This window comes from Alkalibacillus sp. S2W (assembly GCF_046764385.1).
Classification (GTDB): domain Bacteria; phylum Bacillota; class Bacilli; order Bacillales; family Alkalibacillaceae; genus Alkalibacillus; species Alkalibacillus almallahensis.
This window is the reverse complement of the sequence record NZ_CP177234.1, coordinates 1,356,912-1,375,570: the sequence shown is the minus strand read 5'-3', so window position 1 is coordinate 1,375,570 and position 18,659 is coordinate 1,356,912. Positions and strand designations below refer to the sequence as shown.

At 33.7% G+C, this 18,659-nt stretch carries 18 protein-coding genes; 2 read left to right on the top strand and 16 right to left on the bottom strand.

What is annotated here, in order from left to right:
- Nucleotides 1-9: 9 nt before the first annotated feature.
- The 7 genes from ACKXGF_RS07400 to ACKXGF_RS07370 form a co-directional block, all read right to left on the bottom strand.
- Nucleotides 10-231: a hypothetical protein gene (locus tag ACKXGF_RS07400; RefSeq protein WP_411955519.1), complete on the bottom strand. Its 222-nt coding sequence runs from the start codon at nucleotides 229-231 to the stop codon at nucleotides 10-12.
- The gene (locus tag ACKXGF_RS07395) at nucleotides 231-590 is read right to left on the bottom strand and encodes a hypothetical protein (protein WP_411955518.1); all 360 of its coding nucleotides are present in this window, start codon (nucleotides 588-590) and stop codon (nucleotides 231-233) included. Before ACKXGF_RS07395 ends, ACKXGF_RS07400 begins: the two co-directional genes overlap by 1 nt.
- An 87-nt stretch (nucleotides 591-677) precedes the next feature.
- Nucleotides 678-2,924, bottom strand: coding sequence for an AAA family ATPase (locus tag ACKXGF_RS07390; protein WP_411955517.1), 2,247 nt, complete (start codon nucleotides 2,922-2,924; stop codon nucleotides 678-680).
- Entirely contained in the window at nucleotides 2,918-3,958 is a 1,041-nt protein-coding gene (locus ACKXGF_RS07385; RefSeq protein WP_411955516.1) for a hypothetical protein, read from the bottom strand. Before ACKXGF_RS07385 ends, ACKXGF_RS07390 begins: the two co-directional genes overlap by 7 nt.
- A 241-nt stretch (nucleotides 3,959-4,199) precedes the next feature.
- Complete coding sequence (gene istB / locus ACKXGF_RS07380; protein ID WP_411953787.1) at nucleotides 4,200-4,925, bottom strand: IS21-like element helper ATPase IstB; 726 nt, start codon at nucleotides 4,923-4,925, stop codon at nucleotides 4,200-4,202.
- Entirely contained in the window at nucleotides 4,922-6,424 is a 1,503-nt protein-coding gene (istA, locus tag ACKXGF_RS07375) for an IS21 family transposase (protein ID WP_411953786.1), read from the bottom strand. Before istA ends, istB begins: the two co-directional genes overlap by 4 nt.
- Nucleotides 6,425-6,884: 460 nt before the next feature.
- Complete coding sequence (locus ACKXGF_RS07370) at nucleotides 6,885-7,220, bottom strand: hypothetical protein (protein ID WP_411955515.1); 336 nt, start codon at nucleotides 7,218-7,220, stop codon at nucleotides 6,885-6,887.
- Between the two features lie 216 nt (nucleotides 7,221-7,436).
- Between ACKXGF_RS07370 and ACKXGF_RS07365 the strand changes: the two genes are divergently transcribed.
- Together ACKXGF_RS07365 and ACKXGF_RS07360 are read left to right on the top strand one after the other, a co-directional pair.
- Nucleotides 7,437-7,718: a hypothetical protein gene (locus tag ACKXGF_RS07365; protein WP_411955514.1), complete on the top strand. Its 282-nt coding sequence runs from the start codon at nucleotides 7,437-7,439 to the stop codon at nucleotides 7,716-7,718.
- 428 nt (nucleotides 7,719-8,146) lie between these two features.
- Nucleotides 8,147-8,488, top strand: a complete 342-nt coding sequence (locus ACKXGF_RS07360) for a recombinase family protein (protein WP_411955513.1) — start codon at nucleotides 8,147-8,149, stop codon at nucleotides 8,486-8,488.
- A gap of 347 nt (nucleotides 8,489-8,835) precedes the next feature.
- Here the strand turns inward: ACKXGF_RS07360 and ACKXGF_RS07355 are convergent, their stop codons facing one another.
- From ACKXGF_RS07355 to pgsA, 9 genes are all read right to left on the bottom strand, one after another.
- Nucleotides 8,836-11,031: a recombinase family protein gene (locus ACKXGF_RS07355; RefSeq protein ID WP_411955512.1), complete on the bottom strand. Its 2,196-nt coding sequence runs from the start codon at nucleotides 11,029-11,031 to the stop codon at nucleotides 8,836-8,838.
- 144 nt (nucleotides 11,032-11,175) lie between these two features.
- Nucleotides 11,176-11,451: a hypothetical protein gene (locus tag ACKXGF_RS07350; protein WP_411955511.1), complete on the bottom strand. Its 276-nt coding sequence runs from the start codon at nucleotides 11,449-11,451 to the stop codon at nucleotides 11,176-11,178.
- Between the two features lie 141 nt (nucleotides 11,452-11,592).
- Complete coding sequence (locus ACKXGF_RS07345; RefSeq protein ID WP_411955510.1) at nucleotides 11,593-12,495, bottom strand: dipeptidase; 903 nt, start codon at nucleotides 12,493-12,495, stop codon at nucleotides 11,593-11,595.
- A gap of 133 nt (nucleotides 12,496-12,628) precedes the next feature.
- Nucleotides 12,629-12,889 carry a stage V sporulation protein S gene (locus tag ACKXGF_RS07340; RefSeq protein WP_017186088.1) on the bottom strand — a complete coding sequence of 87 codons (261 nt, stop codon included), beginning with the start codon at nucleotides 12,887-12,889 and terminating at the stop codon, nucleotides 12,629-12,631.
- Between the two features lie 112 nt (nucleotides 12,890-13,001).
- Nucleotides 13,002-13,799: a TIGR00282 family metallophosphoesterase gene (locus tag ACKXGF_RS07335; RefSeq protein ID WP_411955509.1), complete on the bottom strand. Its 798-nt coding sequence runs from the start codon at nucleotides 13,797-13,799 to the stop codon at nucleotides 13,002-13,004.
- A 90-nt stretch (nucleotides 13,800-13,889) separates the two neighbouring features.
- Nucleotides 13,890-15,455 (bottom strand): ribonuclease Y, encoded by a 1,566-nt coding sequence (gene rny, locus ACKXGF_RS07330; RefSeq protein WP_306975175.1) that lies wholly within the window; start codon nucleotides 15,453-15,455, stop codon nucleotides 13,890-13,892.
- Nucleotides 15,456-15,698: 243 nt separating this feature from the next.
- Nucleotides 15,699-16,742: a recombinase RecA gene (gene recA, locus ACKXGF_RS07325; RefSeq protein WP_411955508.1), complete on the bottom strand. Its 1,044-nt coding sequence runs from the start codon at nucleotides 16,740-16,742 to the stop codon at nucleotides 15,699-15,701.
- Nucleotides 16,743-16,829: 87 nt separating this feature from the next.
- Complete coding sequence (locus ACKXGF_RS07320; RefSeq protein ID WP_411955507.1) at nucleotides 16,830-18,071, bottom strand: competence/damage-inducible protein A; 1,242 nt, start codon at nucleotides 18,069-18,071, stop codon at nucleotides 16,830-16,832.
- Nucleotides 18,068-18,646, bottom strand: a complete 579-nt coding sequence (gene pgsA / locus ACKXGF_RS07315) for a CDP-diacylglycerol--glycerol-3-phosphate 3-phosphatidyltransferase (RefSeq protein ID WP_411955506.1) — start codon at nucleotides 18,644-18,646, stop codon at nucleotides 18,068-18,070. The genes ACKXGF_RS07320 and pgsA overlap by 4 nt, the downstream gene beginning before the upstream one ends.
- Between the last annotated feature and the right edge of the window lie 13 nt (nucleotides 18,647-18,659).

Genomic DNA, 18,659 nt, shown 5'->3' with positions numbered 1-18,659 from the left:
CTTCACCTTTTAATAAAATTTAACTACTGTACGACCGTTATGACCGTGTATAGCTTCAAGTTCTTCAATACTTTCGTAAATAGCAACGCTTGTATGCTCTGATAACCATTCCATAATCGCTTTCCCACTTGGCAGAACCACTCCTGTTGCAACTATTCCTGTTCCACTCACACCTGTTTCATCATCATTTCTTAATAAATAAAATCTTTCAGACCAATATTCTGGTAGCATTACTTATCATTCTCCTTATGTTCATTTTCCTTGAATATAAATTGTTTAGCTTCTGTTATTCTTTGATTCTCATATAAATCCTTTAACTTTTCTTGAAGAATAAAACGTCTAGACTCAAGATGTTCTAACTCCCAATCTTTTTCAAATAAAATAATATAATCTTTAATCAAATCCATAGTTTCTTCTATCTCCACAACCAAATCTTCATTTAATATTGTGTTTCCGTAAAGTGAAAATTCCTTTTTTACAGATTCAATAGAACCAACTTTGTTTTCAAAACTTTTCAACGATTTATAAAATTTTTGGTTAAAGTTAAACGTAACTGCATTAATTACTTCTTCATTATTTTCTTTTGCCATAATAAAATAGCCTCCTATGTATAAGATATTTAATTATACAAAGGAAAGCTATTTTATCCAAAAATACGTATATGTTTTATGTTATATTTAATCGTTCCAACTGAATTTAATATCCGCTTCATTCAATCCTAATGTTCCTACGTCTTCCATTCCATTAATCACATTACTTTCATTATCAGTTTCATTTTCTTCATAATTGAATTCCTTTTGAATGTAATGAACAAAATTAGTCATTCTTACTTGTTCTTTTGTGCTATAAATATGGTCTAACACTTTAGTATTACCAGCTAATATAAGTAAATTCTTTGCTCTTGTCATCGCTGTATAAACAAGACGTTTTGTATAAGTAAGAAGCTTTTCAGTTGTCATTGGAATATAAACAATAGGATATTCACTTCCTTGCGATTTATGGATAGTAATACAAAAACTATGTTGTATCTTTTCCATTTCTTTAAAATCGTATCTGATAAGTTCTCCGTTAAAATCGACAACAACTACTCTTTCAGATGGATAAACTTCTTTGATAACTCCATCTTCTCCGTTATTAATATCAAAGTCCTTATCATTTTTTAATTGCATTACTTTATCACCGACACGATAAGTTGCACCAGCTTTATTTATTTCTAGCTTATCAGCACTAGCTGGATTAAATATCTTTTGTAATTCTTTATTTAGATTAAATACGCCCATAACACCGTTTTTATAAGGCGTAATCGCTTGAAAGTATTGATATACATCTTGACCATATTTTTTATAACAAATTTTAGCGAAATTAATTGTTTCATTTAACAAAGTACTCTCATTTAATTGATACAACTTAAAATCACTTCTATCATTTACATTTGGAATACCCATTGGGTTTAACTGATTTAACAAATTAGCATTTTTTGTTATATAAGAACCTTCTGATTGTCTGTAATTTTCATTTAACTGTATTTGTGGCAATACCTTACTCTCAATCATATCCTCGAACACTCGACCAGCTACAACACTTTGTAATTGGTCTTTATCACCTACAAATAATATTTTAGTACCTTTCTTGATTGCTTTAATTAAATCGTGGAATAAAAACATATCGACCATACTCATTTCATCCACTAAAATTAAATCAACATCTAATTGATTTTGATGATTATATGTAAATAAGTTCTTACCACTGTGATTAACAACTTCTAGCATTTGATGAATAGTTTTCGCATTAAATCCTGTTTGCTGTGTAATACGTCTAGCCGCTTTTCCAGTAGGGGCCGATAATCTAACATTTAAAGGTTTCTTATGTAGGTTATTAGCAACATACATAATCGCACTTAATGTCGTTGTTTTACCTGCACCAGGCTTACCATCTAGTAAAGATAGTGTATTAGTGAATACCATATAAACTGCTTCTCTTTGTTGTTTATCTAATAATATTCCACTATCTAATTGGTATTCATCAATACATCTATCTATATCGCTTTCTGAATAAATATATGTATCAGCTTGCACTAACTCCTTTAAATAGTAGGCGTTCATTGTTTCTGCATAATGTGTTCCAATTAAAAATACTAAATCGTTATCCTTCTCAAACCCTAAAAATTCTTGACCTTCCATTAATTCTATATCATAAATTTCACGCTGAATAACAAGCTTATCTAAATCTAATAACTTAGCTAATTCATTTTCTAATTCATAGTAATTGATACAAGAATGCCCTTGTTCTTGGTTCTTAATTAAAATATACCTTATTCCACTTGCTATACGGTTATGGTCTTTACTATCAATTTGTATCTGCATTGCTAATCGGTCCGCTTTATGAAAAGTCCAATCTAAATATTTAATAAGTATGTAAGGATTATCAATCACATCTTCGACTATGGTATGTTTATCTGACATTAAATCAATTAACTTATGGCTATCATCTACATTTATGCCTAATTGCTCTAACTTGCTTATAATGTCCTTATACTTTTGTTTCTCTTGTATGTACTCTTTAACACTGTTTATAATCTTTTTACTTACTTGAACATCATTTATGTGATTAACATCATCTAGTAAAAGATTGATAGTTTCTTCTCCTAAATGGTCATATATCTTTTGACCTGTCTTCTTACCAACACCATCTATATTACATAAGAAATTGATGATTTCAGTCTCTTTTTTGGGTGTATATTCTTTATATGATATAATATTAGTATATTTACCTTTAACAAAGGTTTTAAATTCATAAAAGTTATTCTTTTGAACTTGGGGAGTGTCGCCCCCAAGTTTTTTTGTTGTTCCATCCTCTAATTCAATCTGCAATGTATAAAAATTATCGTAATGCTTAGTAATTTTAATAACCTTTCCTTTTACCATTTAGTATCTACCTCCATATGTACTTTTTTATTATTTTCGATTTTGTTAATAGCGTTTTGAATTTCTTCTTTATTGCTATCACTTAACTTGTACCTATCAGAACGGGTTAATATACCATTTAAAGCTTTTAATTCTTGCTCTAACCCTTTTTCACTAGCTTTATCCCATATCACACGCCATTTTGGTTTTTGTTTTTGTTCTTGCTCGTCTTTCTTCTTATCTTCAATAATATTTAGAATATCACCAGATATAGTTGCTTTCTTTTCTTTACCTTCATTAATTTTCTCTTTTGCTTTATCTAATACAACATAATGTAAATTGCTAATAAATTGCTTAATATCACTATCTATTATCATCTCTTCATCTCTTAATTCATTTAATACTTCTTTTATGGAATTTGTATAATAAACACCAATCTTACCAAAAAAGGATGAAGCTGTTTCTCCAGCGTACAATTCGTTTTTAGTGTCCATTGGAATACCTTTTTCTTCTAATAAAGCAATAAATAACTTTTGAATACGAATTCGCTTTTCTGTATGACTAAAATCATCTGTTATCTCAATATCATCATAACTTTCTCTTTCTTGAGAAATGTTGTTATTAAGCTCATTTTGGAACTGGTGATTATTATTTATTTCTTCAACTGCTGTTGTATCTTTACCTTTGTAGTAGTTTATGTAATATTTTTGTATGTCTAATTCTTCTGGTGTAGGTATTACAAGTGGAAAGAACACTCTGCTAACACCTTTACTTTTTCCACCTCTATCAAAAATGATTAAACCTTTTTCAGCTAAACCATCTTTTGCTTTCAATACTGTGTTCCTGCCTAAACCACTAAAATCTTTATAATCTTTATCAAAATTGAAATCAATATAAAAATCTTTTTCAACCAAATCAATTGGCATTTTTTTAATGTTATTTACCATCCAAAAGAATAGTTTGGTATAAACAACAGTTTCATTTTTATCTAAAATTTTTCCCCATAACATATCAAATTGCTTATAGTATGCAAAAAAGTTAAATATTTGAGACATATTATATTTCCTCCTTGATTAAATCTCTTAACTCGGTTTTTTGGTCTAATAATTGTTGCCTTTTGCTAATTAAATATTTCAGTTCGGCTTCAGCCATCACATAATTTATATCGGCAAAATCTAATGTATTTATTTGACTCTGACCAGCTTTAACTATTTCAAATTCCAACTCTTGTATTTTGCAAGAGAAAAATACATAGTTTTGCAATCAAAAATACATAAGATTGCCAGCCCTTTTTCGCTATTCTTGATTAGATAGTGCGTGCTTCACTCTAAAGCTATCTCCAGTGAAGTTTAGTACATGCGCATGGTGGATCACGCGATCCACTAAGGCAGCTGTTAAACGTGAATCTGAAAATATCCGGTTCCATTGACTAAATTCTAAATTGGACGTGATCATTAAGCTTTTTTGTTCATACCACTCAGAGATGAGTTGAAATAACAGCTCTGCTCCTTCTTTTCCGAATGGAATGTATCCCATTTCATCTAATACGATTAAATCAACCGTTTTAAACTTGTTCCTAAAGTTTCGTAATTTTCCGTCTTGCCACGCTCTATCTAATTGATCAACGAGATCTGAAACACGGAAGAATCGGACCTCAAAACCATTTCGACAAGCCTCCCGGCCTAACGCTGTTGCTAGATGGGTTTTACCTGTTCCTGGTGCTCCTGTTAAGATGACATTTTCGACGCGTTTGATAAAACTGAGGGAAATCAGTTCATCTTTATCTAATTGTTGAGGAAAATGGATATGGCTTCCCCAATGATAATCATCCAGTTCTTTAACATGTAAGAACTTCGCCTTCTTCATTAAGCGGTCCGCTCTGGCTTCCTCCCTTAAAGCGAATTCCTTTTCAAATAGCTCTTTTAAAAATTGCTCTTTTGTTTCAAATGGTATTGATTCATAAACGTCTGCTACATACGCTAATCTTAGTGACTTGCACATGGCTTTAATATCCCGCGTCATGTTGACTCACCCCTTGGAATGTTTTGATCATAAAGGCTCCAGTCAACATCATATGGATGGTCGTCGTGTTCAGGTTGTAGATCGTTATCTATTAAGTCATAAAATTGATCATTAATTTGTTCCATATCATGTTGGGCCAATTGATGAATCAACCAACGCAGCCTTTCTTTTCTTAAACGATGATCCTCAATCCGGATATATTCAAATATTCGAACCGGCAAGTATGGTTGGTAACGTGAATACTCTATGGCTCTTGGCTTATCCAGCCAAGAGGATAGAATACCTTGCCAAGGAATTTGTCTTCTTTTATGCATATACGGTCTAACATCTTTCATAAGGATCTCTCCGTTAGGAGATGTGACTTTAAATTGATCCCAATAAAGCACTAATCGAACTTGTCCAAAATTATAGCTCTTAGGTACATGTACTTTGACTTGGTCGACCACAATTTCCCCATATTTATTAGCTTTCACCCATTTTTCTTTAAATATCGGATAATCTTGATCAGGAAGATGAAGCATGTGTTGATGTTCATCTTGATAAAGGTCTTCAATTGTTTGTTGTTTTACATAATGTTGGCGTTGGCGATCTTGTGTCAGTTGGTCCTCCAACCAGTCTGTGAGTTGTTCATATGACGTCATGACAGGTGCAGGTGTTGTGAAATTATATCGAATATAACCAACTTTATTTTCGACATGACCTTTTTCATGGCCACTATAGGGATTACAAGCTTGAATCTCACAACCATAATATGCTGAAAATTGATGGAGTTCATGGGTGAATTCAACTTCCTGATGGCGTCCCCTAGGTTTAATAACAGCTGCTTTTAAATTATCAATTCTTAGCACTCTAGGAACGGCTCCCATTTGTTTAAAAATAGTTTCTAGCCCTTTTAAGAAACATTCTTGGTTTTCACTTGGTAACGGAACACAAAAAGTTGCGTTGCTATAAGGTAAACTAAGGGACAAACCATGAACATCGACATATTGACCATCTTTAACAGCTTCTAACAAGCCAAAATCAACTTGCGCTTCACCTGGAGGATGTTGTAACCTTTCGTACCCCTTATCCTTCGTGGAATCATCGTTGATCTTTCCTTCACGCCAGTCTTTAATAAAATGGCAAACGGTACGATATGAGCCTTCAAAGCCAATGGCTTGTAATTGTGCAAAAATAGCTTTATTCGTACGACGCTTTTTGTAAGGTAGTTTATAATCTTCTATAAGCCAATCCGATACGATCTCACCCCATCCTTCTTCATGCATCATGCCTTGTTTGGGTTGCACGTTTTCTTGAGGCACCCAATCCTTATCGGCGTACTTTTTAGCTGTACGCCAATTAATACCAAGCATTTCAGCGATTGAATTGACGGATTTTGATTTTTGATTTCGTAAAACTTTGATACAATTAATTTCAGACATTGCCAGCATTCCTTTCAACCTCCACTGTTTAATTGATTCGACACCAATAACAGTAGTGGTATTTGATTGGGCTGGCAAGTCTTTTTTTTTGATTGCAGTGTTGTGTACTTTTTAGTTGCAAACTTCTGTACTTTTATTTTGCATTACACAAACTCTTTTATTCTTTTGTTTAATTGCTTAATTTCATCTAATAATTTCACTTTATCACTCCTTAAATAGTTGATAATAAATTATATCGGATAATAGAAAAATATCAAAATCTTAACATTTAATTTCTAAACGTTTAAAAACTAAACGCATATATTAAAAATAGAGTCTAGTAATTTAATCGTTTTAGATTCTATATAATATTTTAAGTATTAAATAATATGGTTCAGGGGTCCTGATAATAAAAAGATACTTTTAAGTTCTTAGATAATACATAAAAGAAGACTTTATATACATAATAAATATTTTAAGATAGTTGTTTCACGCAAATCTTTTATTTTACCGAGGAGAAGGTTTTAATATTTAACAGAAAGCGAAAGAAAATCCCACCTTAATAGGTAGGATAGTCTAATTTCTTTTTCTGATTTACTTTTGTATTGCTTATTCTGTTTTTAACTAATACTTGCTTATTGTGTGGTGGAAAGTTGTCATCATCTTTTAACTTCTGGAATGCGTTATATAGGCTAAAACTTGCACCGCATATTATAAATCCGAATGTAAATAATAGTCCTACATCAAATAGTGTTTCATTTCTGCTAAACTTGTTTAATAATACAAATGCTCCGAATATAACTACACTACCCACAATCGTTGCACTAAAACCTTTTACAATTTCTTTACTAAATTCCAATACCTTTCTTCTAGCCTTCTCATTTTGATTTAACATTTTTCCTCTTCCTCTCTTCTTGAATATGTTTGATAATAAATATTAGCATTAAAGCTCAAAATCTCCAAAAATCGCAATATACCAGCTATTAATACACTGGAAAATTTTGACTCGTTTTTAAAACCATAGTATAATATAGTACATAGGTAAGCATTACAAATAGTGTTTTGTTTATCTATGTTAATTTTAATAACATTTTTTTGAGGGGTGTTTAATATGGATTTATTAAAGTTAATAGAGACCGATACTTTTTTAATAACATTAACTATTATTCCAATTATCTTTGGAGCAACTATCACCTTTTTATATAATAGACTGGAATTAGCAGAAGCATTTTACACCCCAGAACGTGTTAATACTGCTTATTTTGATACGAAAAAACAGCAACGGTTTTATAATAAATATAAAAATCGTTTAGAAGAACGACACCTAAATATTTTAAATAACGAATTAGTAAGAAAAAGAGCTATTAAAACTTTGCATAATACGTCCTGTTAAATAACCCCTCTTGAATTCCTACTTGAATATGTATATAAACGGTAAAGAGCCTAACAAATTGTTAAGGCTCTTTTTTAATGGAATTCGGTATATTTTTTAGGTTTTACTTCACTTTATTTGTAATATGTTTGGTTTATTTAAAAGGTTATAGTTGAGAAGCCATAATTTAAGCACCTTAAACGCTGTATTAACTTCGTTATACATCCTTTAAGTATCTTTTCTATCATATACAATAAATACTGCTTCATTATTAACTGCTATCTATCATATATGACAAATACATTAGACATATTGAATACAATACATACAATGCATTTGATGTATAAAATAAATAAAATATATTACATTAAACAAAATATATTATACGATTTTACAGATTTGTCAAAACAGGCTAGACTGGGTTCCATTAAATAAAAGGGGCTGGTCTAATGAAGAACAATTACTGCTTTTATGTTAGGTATTTCTCGGAAAGGACAAAAAAAGAACAGATAAACCAGATGTTAGATTTTATCCAAGAAAATAACATCCCAATTAAAAATACGTTTTACTTTGAGGATTATGCAAAGGGAAGCACACAAGCACGGGAGGGATTAAACCAATTACTAGAATTAGCTTATAACGGAGAATTTACACGATTAGTTGTATTGATACCCCAAATTTTACACATTGACCATTATGAATATAAAAAGATAGAACAAGACCTAATGAACTATGGGATAAATATAATTAAATTAGTAGGAGAGGATGCTGAAATTGACATACAGGGGTAATATATTATTTTATACGCATAGGATTATATGTTATTTATTGTTTGCCTTTGTAGGTATTAGCTATTTGATAACGGATAATTTTAACTACTTGTATATTGTGTTATTTACTCTAATTATGATTATGGAATTGGAATACCGTGAATGGAAGAGCTTTGCTATATTAAATCATAAAGGTCTTTTAATTGAAAAACACTATTTGTTTGGATTGATTAAAGTAAAAAAAACAAGTCGGTTGGATAATCCGCATATTTTAAATCTCGTAGATGATAGTGGTACATTTACTTTTGAGGATTTGAACAAACAACTGAATTGTACCATCAGATTTAAGAGGGTAGAGGTTTAGACCTCTACCTTTCTCTTTTCATATCATTTACTACTTCATTCCATAACTCTTCACTTGGCGTGGTATCATCATTATTTCTTCTCTTATAGAATTCTTCTACCCTTAGCGCTTCTAACATTTCTTCCTCTGGTGGATAATCTTCCATTTCTTTATTAATTTTTTCTTCTGTCAAATAATAAACTTCTAGACCTAAATCTTTATTATCTTGTTGTTCTATATAAGTCTGTAAAAATTGATTCTTTTCTTCATATGGAATATTGCTACTCATTTTTTTGTGCATAGTTATATTTAAAGTGTGATAAGAAAAGTCTTTGTCGGAAAATACAATATTAAACTTTTGTTCTAATTCCTTTATTTTAGGTATATCTCTTATCATAAAATGGACACGGTTCATACGGAGTTGTGCATCACTAAATATTTCTTTCTCTAGTTGTGTAAAACGTTCATACAGATGCTCTTTTTCTTCAATCTCTTTCAACTCTTCTGGCTCTTCCGTAATTTCATCATTAATAAATATTCTTTTTATACTAACAGATTTAGCACCACGTTTAGAATAATCTTTATTAACCTCTACTTTTAAGCATATGTTTTTCAAGAATTCGATTTGATTTAACTTATCTAGGCTGTCGAAGTATTCTTCTATATTTTTAAAATTATTGATTATTTCTTGAATTGTCTTCAATTGTTGAGAGCTTACCAGTGTATCTTCTCTTGTACTTTCAATTTGTGCAATTTCTTGTTTCAACTGATTGATTTCATCTTCATATTTATTTTTCAAACGTAGGTAGTTGTCTTTTAAAATCATACCATCTTGATAAGCAGTAAAACCTTCCTCAACTTTTGCTAAATAATTATCAATCTCTTGCTGTAATCCAGTAATCTTGTTATCCGCTTCACGTTGCATTTCACTACCATTATATAATTGAGATATGATGACCTTTTTTATTTTTTGCTTTAAATAAACGTCATAATAAGCGAATACAGCATCTTTGACGATTGGTAATACATAATCCTCTTTTATCACATTGTGGTTGCATTCTTCCCCTGCTGTAGCTCTCTGGCATCGATAATATACTTCCTTAATTTCCCCTTTCTTTTTCGTATTCCTTGTTTGCGTAGAAGCCATCATTTTACCCCCACATTGCGGACATACTAAAATATTTGTTAAATAATTTTTAGGCTGACGGCTAGTATCTAGATTAGGATTTTTATTTTTCCTTTTTTCAAATTTGGTTTCAGCTACTTTCCACGTTGTTTCAGAAATTATTGGCTCGTGGATACCTTTACCTACAGACCATTCGCTTTTAGGTTTTAGATAAGTTTCTTTCACTGGTTGATATGATTTTGACCGTTTAGACATTATAGGTATAACACGATTACCGTATTCATCTTTAATATGTTTCTTCTTTTCCTTTGTGCCAGTTCTGTTCCAATAATACCAACCAGCATAAAAGTGAGCATTTTTAAGGATATCCAAAACTCTTTTGTTAGTCCATTCTTTATTTTTTGCACCTTCTCTTAAATATTGATGACCTAATTCATTTAATTTTTTGGCAATTTTAAACGTACCAACGTCTGTGTTACCATCCAAACCTTCTGTGTAATATTTAAATATTAATTTTATTTGTTCTGCTTGTTCTGGAACTATTTTAAGAGGTTTATTTCCTCTTTCATCTGATTCATTTTGTGGAATATAACCATACGGATAGTATCTTGCTCCTTGCCACGTTCCTTGTTGTGAGGAGTAATGCATAGTATCAAATACCCTTTGACCTATTTGTTCGCTTTCTAACTGGCTTAATGAAGCAAGTATAGTTAAAACAAATCTACCCATTGGATTACTTGTATCTAAATTATCACTTACAGATAATACACTTACATTATAATCATCTAACTCATTTATAGTATTTAATACTAATTGAACATTTCTGCCTAAGCGGTTAATAGCATAAAAACAAACAGCATCCACTTCTGCTTTATTATCACGAATGTAACTCATCATATTTTGAAATTCGTCTCGCCATTCATTTTTACCCGACTTGCCTTCTTCTCTAAAAACTTTAACAACCTCATATTCAGTCTTTGCTTGTGAATCTAAAAAGCTTTTGCACTTGAACAATTGGTTGTCTAAACTTACACCATCCTCGGCTTGTCCAACTGTTGAAACACGACAATAAATTACAGCCTTTTTCGATTGCATTGAGCATCTCCCCCTCAAAATAAAAAAACTTACCTAGATTATAGATAAGTGGGGCATTTAATGCAATATTTACTTTTGGTTCATTTATGTATAACAAATAAAATATATTTTATCCTTGGGAAATAATTTATTTGTGTTAATTACCTATGCACACCCATAAGTTCGGATTAAGTATTTCTTGCCAACTCCTAAATCGCGGAATTGCTCTTCAATTTCAAAATCATCATGATATTGAATATCTTGTTTACCGCGTTTTTGAGCTTTGCGTAAGTTAGGTGGTTCGTACGTCGCTTCAAAATATTTAATAAAATCATCTGAAGTTTTTTCCTTCAGACGGTTTAAATTTTTCTCCTCGCTTGCCTGATTAGACGCATGACTTTGTTTTATTTGATTCTGTTCATGTCGTTGTTTTTCGTTCATGACAAGACTCCTTTCCTCTAATACCGAAAACCAGTTCCATACCTATATTCAGTATAAGTGCTCAAACGGATTTTAACAATAATTAGCCGGTAAATACAACCTAAAAAGATTAAAGATGTCATGAATCATTCATAAATTCTATTATAAAAAACGAATAGCATTGTCGTAACGCATGCGATAGACATCGTCACTAGAATAATGGTGAGCTAGTTTATGATAAAGATTACGCACAGCTTCAATATCTTCTAAACCTTGAATGGTTTCCGACATGCCATCGAAATCAGAACCAAAACTGATGGAATCTCCTCCACCTAATTCATACATATGATTTATATGATGCAGTAAATTTTCAATAGTTACACTTTCATTTGCCGTAAAATATGGTACGAATGTTATTCCGACAGGGGCTTTTTTCTCGAAAAATTGCTTTAATTGTTGATCCGAAATGTTTCTTTCATGGTGATAGATTGCCTTTGCATTCGAATGAGAAATCATAGGGCGATCAGCTAGCTCTAAAACGTCATCAATACCTGCTGGTGATAGATGAGAACAATCCACAAAGGCATTATATTCATTTATGATCTGAACTGCCTCTTTACCTAAAGTAGTTAATCCTAATTCTTCATGATCCACACAAGTTCCTGAAAGGGCATTAACGTTATTCCAAGTGAGACCAATAGCCCGCACACCGAGCCGTAATAATGTTCTTAACTTCATTAAATCTTCACCAATAACATGGCATCCTTCTAACGTTAAAACAACCCCTTTTTCATGTGGGCTTAAGGCTTCGATTTCTTCTTTAGTTTGGACCCATTTAATTTCAGGATAAGGTTTAATAATTTTTTCATGAAAAAGATCAATCATTTCAAGTGCACTTTGAAAATAATCTTGATTCGTCTCAGGTGGAACAAAGATTGCAAAGTATTGTACTTGAACTGGGCTGTTCAGCCATTTGTTATATGAGATATGTAAATCATCATCGCTAAAAGATTTATGTGGTTCCTCCCAGAGTTTCATTAAAACGTCGCAGTGCATATCAATCATATTATCCATCTCCTTATATATGGTCTATAAGCGCAAGCATACATGATATCGCTATCACTATGCACTAACAATATTTGGACAAAAATAAAAGTACAAAGCTTTGATAGCCTTGTACTTTTTGTTGAGTGCCTTATTATCTTGGTTCAACAATTAATTTAATTGCTGTGCGTTCTTCCTGTTCGATCGTAATGTCTGTAAATGCTGGAATACAAATTAAGTCTACACCACTAGGAGCAACAAATCCTCGTGCGATGGCGACAGCTTTCACTGCTTGGTTAAGAGCACCAGCTCCTATAGCTTGAATTTCTGCAGAACCTCTTTCACGTAACACATTTGCTAAAGCACCTGCAACTGAGTTCGGATTTGACTTTGATGATACTTTGAGTATTTCCATTCCTAGTTCCTCCTTCAATTACTATAATGATCTCATCATTAATCTATTCAGCATTTTTACGACCTATTCCTTTTATTATGAATGAATTGTCGGAAAAATTCAAATAATCCACTCATTCAAAATTTAAATGATCGTCATTCACTAGGATTCGTTCAATCTTTTTAGCTTCACCTGTGTTTTGATCAACATCAATCACAACACCACTTAAAACAGTTTGATCTGTTTCTGGTACATCAAACTTAACAGGAAGTCCTGTTTTAAATTTACGAATAACAGCATCTTTATCTACACCTAGAATACTATTATAAGGGCCTGTCATTCCGACATCTGTAATATAAGCTGTTCGATTAGGTAGAATGCGATTATCTGACGTTTGAATATGTGTATGTGTCCCAACGACGGCACTTGCACGACCATCGAGATACCAACCCATGGCTTGTTTTTCACTAGTTGCTTCAGCATGAAAATCCACAAAGATAATATGTGCATTCCGTTTAGCCTGTTCAATTAACCCATCAACGACTGTAAATGGATCATCAATCGGATTCATAAACGTACGACCTTGTGCATTAATGATGGCTATTTTAGTTTTCCCAATTTTAGCGTATTGCATTCCTTTTCCAGGTGTTCCTTCAGGAAAATTTGCAGGCCTAACTAACTGATCAGTGTCATCTATGAAATCAAATATTTCTTTTTTATCCCAAGCGTGATTACCTAAAGTGACCATATCAGCACCCCACTCGAGAATTTGATGATAAATCTTTTTCGTGATTCCTTTACCATGTGCGGCATTTTCTCCATTCACGATTGTGAAATCAGCACGATGTTGATTTTTAAGTTGTGTGATTTGTTGTTGTAGTGCGTCACGACCAGGTTTTCCAACAATATCTCCAATAAATAAAATTTTCATAATTTTATCCTTTCCTTATCTTCTCTAGTAAATCGTTACATACTTTGTCTCCGTAGTCAAAATAAAAAAGACGGCCGTTAAGCCGTCTTTTTACTTCGCATAGTCAACTGCTCGCGTCTCGCGAACGACTGTTACTTTAATGTGACCAGGATAATCTAAACCTTCTTCGATCTTATGACGAATGTCACGCGCTAACGTAACAGCTTTTGCATCATCAATAGCGTCTGGACGAACCATAATTCTCACTTCACGTCCAGCTTGAATAGCAAATGATTTCTCAACACCTTCATATGAGTCCGCAATTTCTTCTAGCTTTTCGAGTCGTTTAATATAATTTTCTAATGACTCACTTCTAGCTCCAGGTCGTGCAGCTGATAATGCGTCAGCCGCAGCTACAATAACAGAAATTACGCTTGTTGCTTCCTCATCACCATGGTGTGAGGCAACAGAATTAATAACTGTTTCATTTTCCTTGTATTTCTGTGCTAGTTCTTTACCAATTTCAACGTGACTTCCTTCGACTTCGTGGTCTACGGCTTTACCAATATCGTGTAATAAACCGGCACGTCTAGCAAGCTGCTCGTCTTCACCTAGCTCAGCTGCTAAGAGACCTGATAGATAGGCTACTTCTAATGAGTGTTTCAAGACGTTTTGACCATAGCTTGTACGATATTTCAAACGTCCAAGAATCTTAACCAGATCAGGATGAATACCATGAGCACCAATATCGAAGGTTGCTTCTTCACCCACTTCACGAATGTATTCATCTACTTCACGACGAGATTTCTCAACCATCTCTTCGATTCGAGCTGGGTGGATACGACCATCTTGTACTAGATTTTCTAATGCAATTCGAGCAATTTCGCGTCGAATTGGGTCAAAACCAGATAAAATAACGGCTTCGGGTGTATCATCAATAATTAAATCAATACCTGTTAATGTTTCAAGTGTACGGATATTACGACCCTCACGACCGATAATCCGTCCTTTCATCTCATCGTTCGGTAAATTCACAACAGAGACTGTCGTTTCAGAAACGTGTTCTGCTGCAAGACGTTGAATAGCCAGAGATAGAATATTTTTCGCTTTCTTATCTGCCTCTTCCTTCGCCTTAGTTTCCTCACGTTTAATGATCATAGCTGTTTCATGAGACATGTCATTTTCCACACGGTCTATAATCACTTGCTTAGCTTGTTCTTCTGTTAATCCAGAAATACGTTCAAGCTCAGCCTGTTGTGTAGTCATCATTTCTTCCACTTTGCTTTCAGCTTCATTAAGTTGTTGTTGCTTTTCATTTAATGAATTCTCTTTGTTTTCTAACGTAAGCTCACGTTTATCTAACGTTTCACTCTTACGATCGAGGGTTTCCTCCTTTTGCATCAGCCGATTCTCTTGTTTTTGCACTTCATTACGACGTTCGCGTAGCTCTTGTTCTTGTTCTTGGCGTAAGCGATTTGTTTCATCTTGAGCTTCTAACAGCGCTTCTTTCTTCGCTGCCTCAGCATTCCGACGACCTTCATCTTCAAGTTTTCGAGCAAATTCTTCTGCGCTCGAAATCTTCGCTTCAGCTATTGAACGACGAATAAAATAACCAACAACAGTACCGACAACCAAAGCTAGCAAAATGGAGATGATTAACGTTACCATACTATCCATACTTTCACCTCCTCTTGCTATAAAATTGTTTCACTCTTTCATTTCATTTCAGTCGGTAATGTACAATCATTCATCATAAGCATTAAAGTATAAAATGAAAATTATACATATTAATTTTAAGCCTGTCTAGCACTCATGTCAAGGAATTGTCAAACAATTTATAAATTTGTCTATTGCTGTCACCCATAAATAAAGCTGCTCAACACCATCTTGAATGATTGTTGAACAGCTTATTCATATAACCTACTCTAAGTCTAATTTTTCTTGATTTTCGGCTTCTTCGTCTTCTGCTGTTTCGTTTTCATCAATACTGTAATGAGCTCGGATTTCGTTATAAATTTGATCGTATACCGCTGGATTATCTTTTAAATATTGTTTCGCGTTTTCTCGACCTTGGCCTAACTTATCACCGTTGTAAGAGAACCAAGCACCGCTCTTTTGGACAATATCAAGATTCGCTCCGATATCGACTAATTCGCCTTCTCTTGAAATTCCTTCACCGTACATAATATCAACCTCAGCCTGTCTGAACGGTGGAGCAACTTTGTTTTTCACAACTTTAAGTCGGGTCTTATTCCCGATCATTTCATTACCTTGCTTTAACGTCTCTGCACGACGAACTTCTAAACGAACAGACGAATAGAATTTCAACGCACGACCACCTGTAGTTGTTTCAGGATTACCAAACATAACGCCAACTTTTTCACGAATTTGGTTAATGAAAACAGCTGTCGTATTTGATTTATTAATTGCACCAGAAAGTTTACGAAGTGCTTGCGACATTAGACGCGCTTGTAAACCAACGTGCGCATCACCCATTTCGCCTTCAATCTCGGCTTTTGGAACTAGCGCGGCTACAGAGTCAACGATAATGATATCGACTGCACCACTACGTACAAGTGCCTCTGCAATTTCTAAAGCTTGTTCACCTGTATCAGGTTGTGAAAGCAATAATTCGTCTATATTAACCCCTAAATTACGTGCATATACAGGGTCTAACGCATGTTCAGCATCAATAAATGCTGCTTGGCCACCTGCGCGTTGTGCTTCAGCGATTGCGTGTAACGCAACAGTTGTTTTACCAGATGATTCAGGGCCGTAAATTTCAACAATTCGTCCTCTTGGATAGCCTCCAACACCTAAGGCAACATCTAAACCAAGTGAACCACTTGAAACAGTTGAAATTTCTTGACCTTCTTGTTCACCCAATTTCATTATGGATCCTTTACCGAATTGTTTCTCTATCTGCTTTAATGCCATATCTAACGCTTGTTGACGATCACTCATTTTCTTATTCCCCTTTCTTATCACTATATCTATCATACTACGATTTTAATGTTTTGCCAAGAAAAAAGCGAATATTTGTTCTGTTTTTTATTGTCGCACAATCTGATCATATAAATATTTCATACCGGCATCTGTTGCTGCTTCCCTCACATCCTGTCGGGATCCTGTGAATTGGAACAACTTAGAATAAACATTTCCATAAACGGATAGGCCAATATAAACTGTACCCGCTGAAATGCCATTCTCATCATTAGGTCCTGCCACTCCAGTAAAACTTATCGCAACGTCAGTATTTAATTTATTTGCAGCACCTTCTGCCATAGCTTTTGCACAAGCATGACTCACTGCCCCTTCACCACTCAATATAGTAGCAGGTACATTAGCTAATTCTTGCTTAGATTGATTATTATATGTAATCAAACTTCCATAATAAAACGATGATACCCCGGCATGATCTACAACCCTAGATGAAAATAGTCCACCTGTTAAGCTCTCACATGAAGCTAATGAAATGTTTTGAGCTTTGAAATGTTCAATAACTTGTTCCGTTTTCGACCGAGGTTGATTAACCATGTATTCGCCGACTCGGAAACGAATAAGTTCTTCTAATTCATCGAACCAGTCTTCAGCTTCATTTTTTTGATTTGCTTTTGCGGCTAATCGAACCACGACATATCCATCTCCTGCTAAAGGGGCAATCGTTGGATTGGTCTGTGCCTGAATTAAGTCTAATAGTTCAGTTTCTAAAATAGATTCACCTATCCCTTGAAAATACAAAGTACGATAATAAAGTTTACCATCTGTTAAACCAAGCTGATGTAGGTAAGGAACAATGCCATTGGACATGATATCTTTCATTTCTTTTGGGACTCCTGGTAAGAAGAACCAGTTAACACCTTGATGGTTAAATGCTAAGCCTGGTGCCATGCCGACATAATTTTCAAAAGTGTGTCCACCGTCAAAATGTAAAGCTTGCTTTCGATTGTTCTCAGTCATTGAGATGTTACGGTCGCCAAAAAATTGTTCAATTTGGTTCATAACTTGTTCATCAATCAATAAAGACGTATCAAATAACTCAGCCGCCACTTCCCGTGTTAAATCATCTTCTGTTGGTCCAAGACCTCCAGTTACAATCACAAGATCAGAGCGTTGTTGAGCTTGCTCGAATACAGCTTTCATTCGATTAGCATTATCTCCAACCGTTTGATGATGAAGCACATTTAATCCGACATCATTTAATTTTTCTGATAACCAACTCGCATTTGTATCAACAATTTGCCCGAGTAAAAGCTCTGTTCCAACTGAAATTACTTCACATCGTAGAGTCATTTTGAATCCCTCATAACGTGCCAGTTCTTCTTAAAGTACTCTACGCCAGAAATGACTGTTACTAAAGCAGCAAGATATAACAAGATTGACCCGATTGGTAATCCTAAATAGGAAAACGGAAAATGATGCAAAATGAGAAATGCAGCTGAACCAATTTGTAAAGTTGTTTTAAGTTTGCCCATTTGACTTGCAGCAAGAACAATCCCTTCTCCAGCAGCTACTAAACGCAATCCAGTAACAGCAAATTCACGACTCACGATAATGATCACAATCCATGCAGGAGCCATTTGCAATTCAACTAGGCATATAAGGGCTCCTGAAACTAACAATTTATCTGCTAAAGGATCAAGAAACTTACCTAAATTAGTCACCAAATTATATTTACGTGCATAATAACCGTCTAACCAATCTGTTAAGGACGCTATAATAAATAATATTCCAGCTAATAAGTGAGCGATTGGTAGCTCATAAGCCCCAATATCAAACTCCCCCCAATTCAAAGGCGCAACGAGAAGGATTATAAAAATAGGAATTAAAAACAATCTAGAAAGTGTAATTTTATTTGGTACATTCATACATAAACCTCCA

Coding starts and splice junctions, on each gene's coding strand:
- ACKXGF_RS07390 (WP_411955517.1), bottom strand. CDS start 2,924: ATGGTAAAAGGAAAGGTTATTAAAATTACTAAGCATTACGATAATTTT.
- ACKXGF_RS07340 (WP_017186088.1), bottom strand. CDS start 12,889: ATGGAAATACTCAAAGTATCATCAAAGTCAAATCCGAACTCAGTTGCA.
- ACKXGF_RS07395 (WP_411955518.1), bottom strand. CDS start 590: ATGGCAAAAGAAAATAATGAAGAAGTAATTAATGCAGTTACGTTTAAC.
- rny (WP_306975175.1), bottom strand. CDS start 15,455: ATGGATAGTATGGTAACGTTAATCATCTCCATTTTGCTAGCTTTGGTT.
- ACKXGF_RS07350 (WP_411955511.1), bottom strand. CDS start 11,451: ATGAACGAAAAACAACGACATGAACAGAATCAAATAAAACAAAGTCAT.
- ACKXGF_RS07370 (WP_411955515.1), bottom strand. CDS start 7,220: ATGTTAAATCAAAATGAGAAGGCTAGAAGAAAGGTATTGGAATTTAGT.
- ACKXGF_RS07365 (WP_411955514.1), top strand. CDS start 7,437: ATGGATTTATTAAAGTTAATAGAGACCGATACTTTTTTAATAACATTA.
- istB (WP_411953787.1), bottom strand. CDS start 4,925: ATGACGCGGGATATTAAAGCCATGTGCAAGTCACTAAGATTAGCGTAT.
- recA (WP_411955508.1), bottom strand. CDS start 16,742: ATGAGTGATCGTCAACAAGCGTTAGATATGGCATTAAAGCAGATAGAG.
- pgsA (WP_411955506.1), bottom strand. CDS start 18,646: ATGAATGTACCAAATAAAATTACACTTTCTAGATTGTTTTTAATTCCT.
- ACKXGF_RS07320 (WP_411955507.1), bottom strand. CDS start 18,071: ATGACTCTACGATGTGAAGTAATTTCAGTTGGAACAGAGCTTTTACTC.
- ACKXGF_RS07385 (WP_411955516.1), bottom strand. CDS start 3,958: ATGTCTCAAATATTTAACTTTTTTGCATACTATAAGCAATTTGATATG.
- ACKXGF_RS07360 (WP_411955513.1), top strand. CDS start 8,147: ATGAAGAACAATTACTGCTTTTATGTTAGGTATTTCTCGGAAAGGACA.
- ACKXGF_RS07400 (WP_411955519.1), bottom strand. CDS start 231: ATGCTACCAGAATATTGGTCTGAAAGATTTTATTTATTAAGAAATGAT.
- ACKXGF_RS07355 (WP_411955512.1), bottom strand. CDS start 11,031: ATGCAATCGAAAAAGGCTGTAATTTATTGTCGTGTTTCAACAGTTGGA.
- ACKXGF_RS07345 (WP_411955510.1), bottom strand. CDS start 12,495: ATGATTGATATGCACTGCGACGTTTTAATGAAACTCTGGGAGGAACCA.
- ACKXGF_RS07335 (WP_411955509.1), bottom strand. CDS start 13,799: ATGAAAATTTTATTTATTGGAGATATTGTTGGAAAACCTGGTCGTGAC.